The following is a 13,232-nucleotide window of genomic DNA, read 5'->3' on the forward strand; positions in this document are numbered from 1 at the left end:
ATGGAAATTTAGATTTAACCACCAAATGGATCGTCTTCGGCTTTCACCAAATCCCGTAAATATTCTATTGCTTTTTTTACTTTGTTGAAATTCGTGGGGTCACCTTTTAAATAATATAAATATGCAACACTGCTCTTCGTTTCGCTCCTATCGACTTCTCCCCAGTCGGTACAGCGGCCCATCAATACTCTTGTATAAGCTTCGACAGTGCTTGTTTGGTGCCCCGTATTAGGCAACAGTGTCAATTTGATAGTGCCAACGGCCTCGCTCTCATCGTAATTTTTATCTGCCTCAATGCTGACAATGTGAGCGGCATTAAATTTTTCATAGTCGTACAACTTTCCATTTGGACAATCTGCCCCACTTAACGTGACGGATCTAGCCAATGTTTTGCTGATGAGCCCTGCATCCGAAAGACTAATAGATTGATTGTCGATAGTAGGCGTAAGTTTACCATTAGATGGCGTTTTCTTATGCTCATTGCATTCTGCCAACTTCTTGTTGATGTAGTTTACAGTTTCCTCTTTTGTGAGCGTCGCATTTTGTGCAAAACTAGTGGCGAATATACCGAATAGTGCAAATGATAAAATAATCCTTTTCATAATAGTGTGATAGTATAAATCCAAAAGAAGCTAGGGCAACTCGACATAGCTATCAAAACTAGAATCGCTCTCATGGTCACCCCTACCCATGATTTTTTTCAGTTAATACAATATCACAAATGTCGAAAATAAGAGAACTCCAAAAAATACCTAAAAAGGAGTATTTTTTGGAGTGAGTTTCGGCTATAGTTTTTGCGGCACCCATAATTCATCGATCGTAGCAACAGCAGTATCGTTAAATCGAAATGATACACACTATAAAAATGGAAGAAGGCTCAACCTAGATAGAATACGGGCTATTATTCGGGAGGATTCACAACATACCACTAAGCTATCAGATACTAACGTACAGATATGTATGCAACTCTGCGCAAAGAAGGTCAGTGGCAGCCAAAACCGAAGAAAGGCGGAGCCGTAGCTCCGCCTCATCAGGTTGGTTGATTAAAGAATATCTTGGTGGGGTAGCAAAATAAACTGTTGATAATTTTTTTTAGACAGGAATCGACTACTGTTCTTTCTAATATTGGCCGGTGTAAGACTTTCCAAAAGTCCATCATTCAACTGTTGTCTATCTGGACTAGCCTTATCTCGATACGTACCTAGTAAATAGGATACCCAATACTTGTTGCTAGCTCTTAAGGTCTGGTTGGAAACTTTCTTTTCGGCTATAAACTTCTGAACTTCATCAGCAGTAGGTCCCTCTGCTTGTAATCGAGTAATCTCCTCTTCGACCGCAGCAATAAGCTCGTCTACTCGATTGGGATCGCAGCCAAAGGAAATACCGATGCGATACTCTTCGCTAGGCTTGTTACTATAGCTGACCGAAACCCCAGGCGAATAAACCCCGCTTTCTTTTTTGCGGAGCCTGTCTGTCATCCGGAATTCCAATATTTGCTCTAACGCATTCATCACCATATTATGACGAGGGCTATATTTATATCGACCAGAAAAAACCAATTGTACCGTGGCTTTGTTTTCTTTATTTGCATGGATCTCCTTCTTCAAGAAACCGGTAGGTGAAGGTATCACCAACTCTGTACCCTTTTCTTTTCGATTGGTCACAGGGAGATTGGAAAGATACGTATCTAGCATAGGTACGAGTTCTTCGGCGGTAATATTGCCCACTACGATGAAACTAAAATCAGAAAAATCTTGGAATCGTTCTTGGTATATCGCATAGGATCTATTGACATCTATCTGCTCGACTTTAGCTAGACTCGGCCCCGTACGTCTAGGATGGTAACGACCGAGGATGGCATTTACGGTATCGGCAAACACATTCTGGGGATTGTCATATCTGTTGGTTAATGAGCTTTTGTAATTGGAAATCAACCCTTGAAACTGAAGACTGTCTAGACGTGGTGCCGTGCCGTATAGATACATGAGCTGAAACATATCTTCCAAATTGCGCTTGGAAGACTGTGCCTGGAACCCTTCAAATCTTTCGCTGATGTAGGGACTTACTCCAGCAATCTTGCCAGCAAGCAGTTTGGGCAAACTCTTTGAATCCCACTGCCCAACCCCACTACTGGTAACCATACCTACTGCATTGACAGCCGACTGATAGTCGACTTCGGGATATTGGGAATATCCTCCGGGACTAAAAGCGTAGACGTTGATTTCGTCATTTTTGAAAGCTGTGGTCTTCAGATATACGTGTATCCCGTTGTGTAAACGGAAATGGGTAGTACCCGTCTTCTTGTCAAAAGAAGTGGACTGGACAGAAGGGCTGGCCTTGAGGGGAGACATTAACTGGGCGCTAACATCGAGGTCCTGATAAGCCGCCAACTCCATGTCACGGACTTCACGGATCCACAAATCGATATCTTGATGGGTGGGTAAGGTAGTTTTATCTTTTTCGGGCCCCATAACCAAGATATCTTGATTGGTGTCTACATAATATCGGTCTACCAAACCCTGAATATCCGCTAAGGTAACCAGCGGGACCTCTCTTTGATAATATTGATATAAAAATTCTTGTGATGGAATAGACTCGCCTTGAAGAAAATGTTTGACATAGTCGTCCACAAAGCCTTGTGATGTCTGCTTGTCCTTTTCGTTGTAAGCTTTTTCCTGATAATTGAGGATGACATCTTTGGTGCGTTGCAGCTCAGATGCGCTAAATCCATATCGCTTGGCACGTTCAATCTCTGTTAACAGAGCCTTGAAGCCAATCTCATGCCCATCGTGCTTGACATTGACCACTGTTGTAACGGCATCTACATTTTGAAAAAGATGTCCAATGGAGCTGCTTGCAGAGATGAAAGGAGGACGCTCTTGCTTATTCAACTCGGAAATCCTATTTTGAATCATATAATTGTACATGCCAATCAGAAGCTGACGATGTAAACCATCTGCGTCAGAGCTATCGTCACGATAATGCTTAGTGTTGATTTGGATGGTGTAGCGTGTATACTCAGGATCGAGTATAGTAGCAAATTGATTGGCACCCTCGAGCTTAATACCGTATACAGGTCTATCGACCTTATCCAAAGGGTTACTAAGCTTTCCAAATTGTTGGATAACCTGCTCTTGGACCTGATCTACATCAAAATCTCCGACGGCAATAAATGCCTGAAGATCGGGACGATACCATCGCTTGAAAAAATCGAACAAAGTCTGTCTACTGGCTCCGGAAATGACCTCTTCGGTACCAATCGGGAAACGATCGATATACTTGGCCTTATTGAGCAATACAGGAAGAAGTTGTCGTTGGATACGCATACTTACATCTTGCCGTTGCCGTTTCTCCTCCAAGATGACACCTCTTTCTGTCTCCATCTCGTGGGAATCTATCAGTGTACCTGAGGCCCAATCACGCAGGATTTCTATCCCCTTGGCCGTCATCTCAGGGGTAGATGTGGGGATAGGCAGTTGATAGACTGTCTCTTCAAATCCGGTATAGGCATTGAGATCGGCGCCGAACTTGACGCCCATTCGCTCTAATAGATCGATCATCTCATTTTTTGGAAAATGGGTAGTTCCCTTAAAATTCATATGCTCAAGGAAATGTGCAAGTCCTTGCTCGTGGTCTTCTTCCAATACGGATCCAACCTTATTGACCAAATATAAAACTGCGCGCTCCTTGGGTTCTTTATTCTGCCTAATGTAGTAGGTAAAACCATTTTTCAATACGCCGATTCGGACATCTGGATCGGTAGGAACAGAGTCCAGCAGTGCCGGTGAGCATACTGCTGCACCGGTGCTGAACCAACATATGAAACAAATCGTTACGGCTTTGAAAGCTTTCAATAATACACTCATTATTATCGTCTATTTAATTCTATTTACGTTTTCTTCTTCTTAAGATATACATACCGCTTCCCAAAATAACCAAAGGAACCAGCCCGATGAGAAGAATTTTTTGAATATTGATAGCACTCCGACTGACTGTCACAACCGTATCCTGGCCAGCTTCTCGACCTCCTGAAACAGGGTATACCCCATCTGTGAACCATTTGAACGTACGGAGTGCAAACATCGCATTGATACTCGAGATATTGAACCGCGACATCTCCGCATTGCTCATATAGTCGGCATCTCCGCTAACCATTATTTTTTGCGTACGCTTCCCTATATCTCGGGTCAGTATCATAGCAACGGGCAGCTTTGCCTTTGTATCTTTGGAAGGGTCGAAGGTGACCTTGGTTTTATTCAAATCGATGTCTCCGGTCTTATTCCAAGTGGTAGCACTATCGGTATATAAAAGAGGTGTGATAGCGAAGCCTTTGTCCTCGACTACTTTAATGGCGGAAGCACCATTCATAACAACTTTGGCTTTGGGATAAAATTTGAAACCATTATCAGCTGCCGCGGCATCAAAATGCAGTTGTAATAAAGAAAGTTCGAAATTCTCGCTTTCCTGTAGTAACATCCCGTCTTCTAAAGTAAGTCCAAGTAGATGCATGAGTGGGTTGATAACTTGATGATGCTTGACATCTCCGAGCAATAACATATTCCCTCCTTTGTCAAGATAATCTTTGACCTTGGCGACTTGTTGTGCCGTATAAGGAACCTGTGGATCGGCAATGACAATAGCATCAAGACTATCGCTGATACGATGTCCGTCTCCCAAATCAAGTTGCTCTAATTGAAAGCCTTGGTTGTAAAGGGCTCCTCTCTGTCCCGGCCCATTCATAATGATCTTGAGACCGCCTTCATTCATTTGGTTACTGGACCGCTCGCCGTTGCCCGAAACTACGCCAATACGTGCAGGTCCATCTAAGAGTCGTTTTAGAGCGGCTGATATTTCGGGTTCCTTGGGATATTGCATGAGATCATCGTACATCCGCAAAGGCGTCATCTGTCCCTTGTATGACACAAATCGAACAAAGGTATTCCCTTCTTGAGCGACCCAAGGATACGCCTTCATTTGAGCAGGGGTGTATAAACGCTTGAAATTAAACCCTAGGGCATCAGCCGATTTTTTAGCTTTTTCGACCAAGGTCTGGGTGGTGTCATAACCAAAGGATTCGGTAGAATCATAGTAGGCTACATACTCCATCTCCATGAACGGGATAAAGCGTTGATATTGCTCAAATTGCCCCACATCTGCATTTCTATTTTGGGAGGCACCGTAAGCGGCTTTATGATCGATGACATTGGTGTAGGTAATAATCTTGAGGGAATCCCGAATGCGCCCGACAATCTCCTGGCCTGAAACTGAAAGTGTCCTATCCTTGACCCGCGTGGTATCGAAATAAACTGTGGTGGTAGGGAGCGACGAGAGGTAGCCGATGACAACGACCGCAGCGAACACAGCTAGATAACGCGCTGATTTAATAAATTTGTTTTCATTGCTACGTTCGTGGCTGAGACCTAACATCGTAAAGGATAGGAACAGGAGGATGACCAGTATAAAGTAAATTAGATCTTTGGTGGTAATCAATCCATTGACCATATTCTCAGCTCGACCACTGATACTTATCCAATACGTGAGTTCGCGAATCCAATCATACTGCTGACCTACGGCACCGATATAATTTAGAAGGGCGAGTACGGCTAAAGTACTGATAGCTGCAACAACTTGATAGGCAGTCAGACTGGACATATAAAGCCCAATAGCGCTATACGCACAAACAAGAAGGAATAAAGCGGCAAAATCACATATAATAAAACTTACATCTAGACGCGCTATGGAGAAATATGCAAACCCGATGAAAGCCATCAACAAAAGAATCAATATAAAACCGTATGCCATTAGAGACAGGTACTTGCCCAACACCATCTGCCTAATCGTAACGGGCGAAGATTGAAGTAGCTTGATAGAGCCGCTCTGATACTCCCGACTAAATATGCCCATAGTCAATAGCGGGATGTATAGATACATATACTCCATAATGCTGGGCAATACGCCTGAATCGCCAGCAAATAGGATTCTGGTCAATACGGTCAGGGGACGTTCCAATTGCTGCTGAGTCTCCTTGTCGTAGAGTGTCTCTGTGTAAACGAATGCACATTGGACAAAAACTATTCCCAAGATAAGCCAGGCAATGGGCGAATAAAACATTAAACTCAACTCTAACCGCGCAATACGAATGATTTTCTTCATGTGCTAGACCTCCTTGTTGGTGACAGTGGACAATTGTGCGAAGATGCCATCCAAAGAGCTCTTCTCTAGATAGATTTCAGACAGTCCCCATCCTCTGGCTGCAGATAACGCAATCAAATGTTGGGTAATCTGGGTGCCATCCTCAAATATTAATCTAAAACTGTGCTCACTAATGGAGACGACTTCCTTGATTTGACTGATATCACTCAGCTCCGCTATGGAAGGAGGATTATCCAGATTGATGACAAGGGAATTGGGCTCTACATAGTTGTTAAAGGCGTGCATGGTATCCGCAAACACAACATGCCCGTGCTCAATCATAATGATGCGATCACAAGTGGCCTGTACCTCGGAAAGGATATGCGTAGACAGAATGACACTCCGATCCTGTGCAATCTCTTTGATTAATTTGCGGACTTCTAATATCTGATTGGGGTCTAAGCCATTGGTAGGTTCGTCCAATACGACCAATTTCGGACTATGAATGATAGCTTGTGCAATCCCGACCCGCTGCTGATAACCTCCAGAAAGATTGCTCAATACGCGATTGCTAAAATGAGCAATACCGCATTTGTGCTTGGCCGACTCGACGGCCTCTTTGACCTTGTCGCTAGGTATATCCCGTAAGAAGGCACAATAGGTTAAATACTCATCAACGGTCAACTCTAAATGAAGAGGGGCTTTTTGAGGTAGAAAACCAATCAATCGCTTGGCCGCCACAGGGTGCTGTCTAATATTAATCCCATCCACGAAAACATCTCCCTCCGTCTGATTGATGACGCCGCAAAGAATATTCATGGTGGTCGACTTACCGGCACCATTGGACCCCAGTAACCCTAAAATCCCCTTTTCGGTAATTTCAAAATTTATATCTTTTATGGCCCAATTTTTAGTGTATTTATGCGATAGATTCTTAATACTCGCTATACTATTTGTCATGATGTGTATCCTATTTTTGTTTTCTTTTGATTAATAATAATGCACCGATAATCCCCAATAAAAGTGGAAGTGCACCGGCCCAAGCGTATTTCATATATTCTATATGAGTTCTTTCAACCAAGATCTTGTTGTCTAAAGGTGTAGGCCTAGTGATATCCACAGGAAACTCTCCGTCAGAAAACCATTTGAATAGCTGGGTTGCAAATTCTCCATTTACCGTGTTAAGATTGTTCCTTGACAACTCGCCATTGCTCCAGATATCGGCATCTCCTACTACCATAATTTTTTGCTTGGCCTTGGTCAACACAGCCGCCATCACAGATGATGAATGAGGTAGTGATGCGGGTAAATGTTGGGCATCCATCGCCGCGATATCTACCTTATCTTTCCAAGATGATGTAGCATTACTCAGAAGGATAGGCTCATAATGATAATCGCCAAGTAGTGGCGCCACAGCTATCGAAGTCGCTCCTGACAAAGCAATAATCGATTTCTTCTTTTTGGAAAATCCAAATTTATCGACCATGGCCTTGGGAGGAGTTGCCTGAACTAAGTCTAGATCTAAATCCTTGGAAAGCTGATAGACTTGTCCTTCTTGGATCTTGACCGGTAAATCAGCCAATAGCGGATTAATCAAATGTGCCTTACCGGGCTCAGACATCAGACAAATATTGCCCCCTCGCTGGATGTACCGCTTAACTACCGCTTGCTCAGGCTCGGTAAAAGCTTGATAAGGATCGGCAATGACAAGCACAGCGAGATTGGTATCGCCATGTTCCAATTCTTGCAAGGTGAGTTCACGGATAGTAAATCCTTGATTGATGAGTGCGTTACGATTGGTCAGCTCCAATAGTACCTTGTTATAAGACTTGTCGCCCAACTTGCTGGGGCTACGCTCATCATGTCCTGTTAAAAAACCGATTACGGGTGATGGCGTCACAAAAAGCTTGAGAGCAGAAGCAATTTCAGATTCGGATGGATAAGCTTGGGCATCCATAAACATGCGAAGAGGAACGCTATCTTGTCCATGATGGACAAAGCGTACAAACCCAGTGGTCTCTTTCTTCAAATCCACGACCCGCTTCAACTCTTCTGGCGACAATACTTGTGAAAAATCTAGACCAAGGGCCAAAGCGGCTTTTTGAGCTCTGTCAAGAATATTGACACTACTGTCGGCATATACAGGGACATGGTCATAATACAACACGTAAGAGTTGGTCATGCTTGGTATAAAACGGGTAAGTTGCTCGAACTGCTTCTCGTCAAATTTTCGCCATTTGAGTGTGGCTAACCTGCCATGAGGATGCAAGATATTAGCATAGGTGGTCATGTGTACGGGTTGATCCAACTGAGAAATGACAGCTTTGGAATTGGAAGTCAACGTATTGGCCTGAAACCTACTTAAATCCAAAAATTTGCTAAACTGTGGAATAGAGGATACATACCCGGCAACGACAACTACCCCGATGAAAGCTACATATCTAAGGACTTGGGCGACCGAGCTGCGGACAACCCTACCCTCGCCCATCTTCATCACGGTCAATCCCACAAACATGATGATAACCAGTATAAAATACAATGCATCTTTGCTGCTGATCATGCCATTGATAAAGTGATCGGTGCGGCCAGCGAGTGAAAGCCAATACGTAACTTCTCGCAGTACTTCATTGCCCTGAGCAAGCACGCCTACATAATTAAGGGCAGCTAATACCGCTAAGGTACTGATGGCGGCCACAATCTGATAAGAGGTCAGACTGGACATCAACAGTCCAATAGCCGAATATGCAGCAATGAGCAGATAAATGCCGAGGAGGGCGGACACCATATACCCATAATCCATGTGATCCACAGCAAGGCCTGCCGTAAGGACCAAACCTCCAAGTATCACGATAAAACCAAACCCGTAAAGCAATAGCGCAAGATATTTGCCAAGTACGACCTGCAAATTAGTGACTGGGGAAGATTGGATCAGTTTGATGGAACCGGAACTAATCTCTCGACTAATGATACCCATGGTCAACAGCGGGATATAGAGGTATATTTTCCGCAAGATGGTTGAAAAAAAACCTAGCTTGCCGGCGAAGATTTTATTGGTCAGGTTCGACAATTCATAAGCCAGCTGCTGAGAGGTCTCTTCGGCAAATAGGCTGTCAGCCAACGCCATCCCTCCCTGGATCATAAATATAATCAACACTACCCATGCGATAGGGGAGTAAAAAAGAATCTGTAGCTCTAACTTTGCTACTCTAAATATTTTTGTCATAGTAAGTATTTAGCCGGATAGATTATTGCTATATCCTATCCGGCATTAAAGGGAATGCGTCTATAGTTGAGTGGCAAATTTGATAATCTTCCCAAATCCATCGTAGACCTTTATGTTGGGAACGTCAATATTGGCAACTCCCTCATTGATGAGTGGCAGGATATGGACCTTACCGCCCGTACCGTCATGGGTACCCATCAAGAGCTGCTTATTATTACGCTCAAAATAGGGCGGACCCGCCATCGGATAGTTAGCTTGCTGATACACACTTAAAGCAGTTATCTCGTCCGCACCTTGCGAAGTATAGCGCAGGCTATAAGTGGCTGTCTGCGTGCCATACATTACGGCATATATCTTTTGCTTAGTGGCATATAGGATGACCTTTTGATTGTCCAACAAAAGGAAATGCTCGGCTTTGTCGATTTCGGGAGCAGCAGACAAATCGATACGTGCCTTTGGACGGGATGGAATCACGTACCAATCAGTAGTATGCCAGCCAGCTTTTTCCAATACGTACAGCTCGTACTTACCGGTAGACTTGTCTTTCAAGAGATGCAGAAAATCCATATCCGTATTGACGCCTGCCGCAACATTCAGCTTATTGAGCACAGCGGCGGGGTTGAATGGACCATTAGTAGACGCAGGTACTGGATAAATCTCACGATCGCTTCCCGAAAGCATAGAGGATTGATAGGCAAACAACCCCTCCTTCTCGATGTAGAAACTATTCCGGACATTGACATCTCCAGGAAAAGCATTGGTCACCATAACATCAGGAATGATATAAGGCGTAGAAAAAGGTGCGCCATATGCCCCCAATTGCAACCAAGTAGAGAAAAGTCGGCCATTGATGACCGCTACGTCGAATTGGCTCATCCCTGTCAGATAGCTGGCTCCATAACTAGGCTGTGGCGTAAAAAACAGTCGCTGGTCGTCAGCCCCCAATGAATAATCTAATGTCTTGACCGAAAATAGGGAACGCTCAGTGGAGCCTAATAAAATGGTGCCATCGGGTTTGGACCTTGTATATCTCAATTGTGTGACCAGGCCATCTATAGTATGTCCATTGACGCCAGATAGGATACGATAACGAATGGTCTCCTTGTCATAGTCTGGTGTCACTAAGGGTGACATCAGGTGACTGAAATCAGTAGAGACACCATCATAGGTCTCCACAACTACCACACCTTCACCAATACCATTTTTCACGTTCAAGGGCCAACCCATCAAGTAGTCCAGATGGTTTTTTTTGTCGGTCACCTTCAAGCGAAGTTGATAAGCATCTAACGATGCATTGGGCAACAGATTAACCTCGAAGGACACCTTTTTGGTATCCCCAATGGTTACATAATCGGTCTTTTTGGGGGTGGTATTGACAGACCATTCGTACTCCAGATCGGCCTCTGTAATACCCTCCAACTTAATCTTGGGATCAAGTTCGAACTTGTCAAATTGATTAACGGTAATGGTACTTTGGCCCACTGTATCTACTTCTATATTTGGAAGTTTGTGAACATCCAGGGTGCTGAGATCATCTTTACAAGAAATTCCGAAACATATCAAAATCCCCATTAACAAGCAATAATTTCTATTCTTTTTCATTACTATTCGTTTGAATGTTACTAATGACTATCTATATTTTGACTTATCATAATAGACGGGTACAATTGGCTTTCCAGCTTGGGTCCCATCATCATGTACCAAGACATCATCCGGGTGATCAAGATTCCATTGTTTGATATAATTTCCAAACTCTGTCCCTAATGCTTCGGCACCAGCCTGTAGATAATTCTTAAAATCTGCGGCGACAAAATTTGTAAGTCCAGTAGTCTCTACAAATATGCGATAGGCCTTGGTGCTACCGGCAGCACTAAAGAATGTTCGGAAATAGACGCCCCAAGTCGGCATAATAGCCTGATCGCTCCACTGTAAGAGAAAATCATCCTTCTCTTGGATGCCGAGCTGAAAATTGTCATTCTCTTTGATAGCCAGATGTAATTTAGCAACCGAAGACTCCAAATCTTCGGAGTTCTTGACGGCGATGTACAATGTATCGATCGAATTACCTGCGTGCACAGTGGATGCTAGGATCTCATATTGCTCCGGGGTAGCGGTAGTTAGCTCGTCTTGCACTATCTGTATATCGAAAACTCTGTCCTTATCAGAAGGAAAGCCGGTAATAATCATCGGAATCTTGACGGTATGTGTCGGATCGCTTTTCCCTAAAAAAGAGTAGTTGATAGCGCTTTCCTTACCGCCGATACCGTATTGAAAACTAATGCCCGGAGCCGCCGAAAAAGAAAGCGGATCGGATTTTTCACAACTTAAGAGGAGCGATACGACCAGAAAGGTAAGTATGCTCCATGTTCTATAATATCTATTCATCGTGTTTAAAACTAAATTATTGGACTCTTCCCCCAAATTCAATTTCCTGCTGTGGATAGGGAAGCATATAAATTTGATCGTCTATTACATTGGGAGAAGAATAATTGGGAATATGCTCCAGGCCCATTCGCTTATAAAAAAAGAACAATTGTCCTTCGCTTACATACTCTTTTTGATATTCCCTTTGCAGCTCGACAAAAAATGACGATCGATCCATGGATAGGGATAGCTTCTCGACAATGCGACGGCTTTTGCGAACTTCTTCTAGTAAGGATACAGCCTTCGAAAGATCGATGGTAGCGTAATACTCTGCAGCTATATAGTACATCTCGGGCAATTTTTCTAAAGGCATCAATTGATAACCGATCTGATTTTCATTGATTTGCTTTAACTTGCTACTAACCATTGCCAAGCTTTGATTGTCAAGGAGAGTGTTGTACCTGACATCCACAAGTCCTATTGTTGGAATATCGGTTTCGAACAGCTCTTCAGCGGCCGTACTGGAAATGCGCAATGAATTAACCCCGCTTACATCCTGTCCTTCAAACAGAGGGTTAACGATATTGGCAAACTTATCGATGTTGAGGCTGAACAAATGCTCGGAAACAATGGTCCTGTCTTTTGAGACATCCACATTGGGTTTCAACAATTGCGCACCAGAATACTGGATGACTTCCTCGGCAGCTAATGCTGCACGTTGCAAATTGACGCCTCCCTGCCAACTGTATACTCGAGCAGCTAATGCTTGAACAGCATAATAATTCATTCTTTGCATACGGCCGTCGTAAAATCCGTTCCGATTGATTTCACTATATTGACTGGATGAACGAACGGATTTATGACAAATAGGATCGTCTTTAAGTAACTCCGAAGCTTCTTTAAGATCTTTTTCGATTAAAGCAAAGGTCTGTTCATAAGTAAGCTGTCCAGTGGGATCCTTACCGTAATGCAATACATAAGGAATGGTTAAGGTGCTCTTCAATTCGCCACGATCAGCATAACCAGATCTACCAAATAAGCGCAACAAGTCAAAATGTAAAAATGCACGCAATCCCAATAACTCGCCTTTGATAATATTGTACTCAATCTCGTTCCACTGGACACCTGAATTGTCTAGATGTGTGAGGGCACTGTTGACATTTGCGATGATGTTATATTGCTTTTCCCATAGGCTCTCAATCTGTGCCTGCGACCTCACATAATTGTAGTCAAACTGCTGAACGGCAAAATAAAGAGCTGTATTGGACAGTTTGGTATATTGCTGTGAAAGCAAATCTACAAGATTGTAAGTCATATCTCGTCCATATACATTGGGACTTCCCATGCCGATATAGATGCCAAGTAGGGCATCTTTAAACCCATCGACCGAAGAAAATTGCTCTTCGGCTTTTATTTCATTGCTGGGGCTTACATCAAACCACTTTTCACAAGATTGATTAATCAACATCAAGCCTAGTAATACGGGTATAAATAATTTACGTTGTTTCATTTT

At 43.3% G+C, this 13,232-nt stretch carries 8 protein-coding genes; all 8 read right to left on the minus strand.

Going from position 1 to position 13,232, the window contains the following annotated elements; genetic code table 11:
* Positions 1–14: 14 nt before the first annotated feature.
* The 8 genes from OQ289_RS16060 to OQ289_RS16095 all read right to left on the minus strand — a co-directional run bounded on the left by OQ289_RS16060 (position 15) and on the right by OQ289_RS16095 (position 13,229).
* A complete protein-coding gene (locus OQ289_RS16060; protein ID WP_270087863.1) occupies positions 15–602 on the minus strand; it encodes a hypothetical protein in 588 nt (195 codons plus the stop codon).
* 441 nt (positions 603–1,043) lie between these two features.
* Entirely contained in the window at positions 1,044–3,866 is a 2,823-nt protein-coding gene (locus OQ289_RS16065) for a M16 family metallopeptidase (RefSeq protein ID WP_270087864.1), read from the minus strand.
* Positions 3,867–3,885: 19 nt separating this feature from the next.
* Positions 3,886–6,153: a Gldg family protein gene (locus OQ289_RS16070; RefSeq protein ID WP_270087865.1), complete on the minus strand. Its 2,268-nt coding sequence runs from the start codon at positions 6,151–6,153 to the stop codon at positions 3,886–3,888.
* 3 nt (positions 6,154–6,156) lie between these two features.
* Positions 6,157–7,092 carry an ABC transporter ATP-binding protein gene (locus tag OQ289_RS16075; RefSeq protein ID WP_270087866.1) on the minus strand — a complete coding sequence of 312 codons (936 nt, stop codon included), beginning with the start codon at positions 7,090–7,092 and terminating at the stop codon, positions 6,157–6,159.
* 10 nt (positions 7,093–7,102) lie between these two features.
* Complete coding sequence (locus tag OQ289_RS16080; RefSeq protein ID WP_270087867.1) at positions 7,103–9,355, minus strand: Gldg family protein; 2,253 nt, start codon at positions 9,353–9,355, stop codon at positions 7,103–7,105.
* A gap of 60 nt (positions 9,356–9,415) precedes the next feature.
* Positions 9,416–10,957, minus strand: coding sequence for a PKD-like family lipoprotein (locus OQ289_RS16085; protein WP_270087868.1), 1,542 nt, complete (start codon positions 10,955–10,957; stop codon positions 9,416–9,418).
* A gap of 27 nt (positions 10,958–10,984) precedes the next feature.
* On the minus strand, positions 10,985–11,740 hold the full coding sequence (locus OQ289_RS16090) for a DUF4843 domain-containing protein (RefSeq protein WP_270087869.1): 756 nt from the start codon (positions 11,738–11,740) through the stop codon (positions 10,985–10,987).
* Positions 11,741–11,756: 16 nt separating this feature from the next.
* Positions 11,757–13,229 carry a RagB/SusD family nutrient uptake outer membrane protein gene (locus OQ289_RS16095; protein WP_270087870.1) on the minus strand — a complete coding sequence of 491 codons (1,473 nt, stop codon included), beginning with the start codon at positions 13,227–13,229 and terminating at the stop codon, positions 11,757–11,759.
* Positions 13,230–13,232 lie beyond the last annotated feature (3 nt).

This window comes from Sphingobacterium sp. SYP-B4668 (assembly GCF_027627455.1).
In the GTDB taxonomy this organism is placed as follows: Bacteria; Bacteroidota; Bacteroidia; order Sphingobacteriales; family Sphingobacteriaceae; genus Sphingobacterium.

Excerpts from the sequence above, each read along its gene's own strand:
- OQ289_RS16060 (WP_270087863.1), bottom strand. The coding sequence starts at position 602 with ATGAAAAGGATTATTTTATCATTTGCACTATTCGGTATATTCGCCACT.
- OQ289_RS16065 (WP_270087864.1), bottom strand. The coding sequence starts at position 3,866 with ATGAGTGTATTATTGAAAGCTTTCAAAGCCGTAACGATTTGTTTCATA.
- OQ289_RS16070 (WP_270087865.1), bottom strand. The coding sequence starts at position 6,153 with ATGAAGAAAATCATTCGTATTGCGCGGTTAGAGTTGAGTTTAATGTTT.
- OQ289_RS16075 (WP_270087866.1), bottom strand. The coding sequence starts at position 7,092 with ATGACAAATAGTATAGCGAGTATTAAGAATCTATCGCATAAATACACT.
- OQ289_RS16080 (WP_270087867.1), bottom strand. The coding sequence starts at position 9,355 with ATGACAAAAATATTTAGAGTAGCAAAGTTAGAGCTACAGATTCTTTTT.
- OQ289_RS16085 (WP_270087868.1), bottom strand. The coding sequence starts at position 10,957 with ATGAAAAAGAATAGAAATTATTGCTTGTTAATGGGGATTTTGATATGT.
- OQ289_RS16090 (WP_270087869.1), bottom strand. The coding sequence starts at position 11,740 with ATGAATAGATATTATAGAACATGGAGCATACTTACCTTTCTGGTCGTA.
- OQ289_RS16095 (WP_270087870.1), bottom strand. The coding sequence starts at position 13,229 with ATGAAACAACGTAAATTATTTATACCCGTATTACTAGGCTTGATGTTG.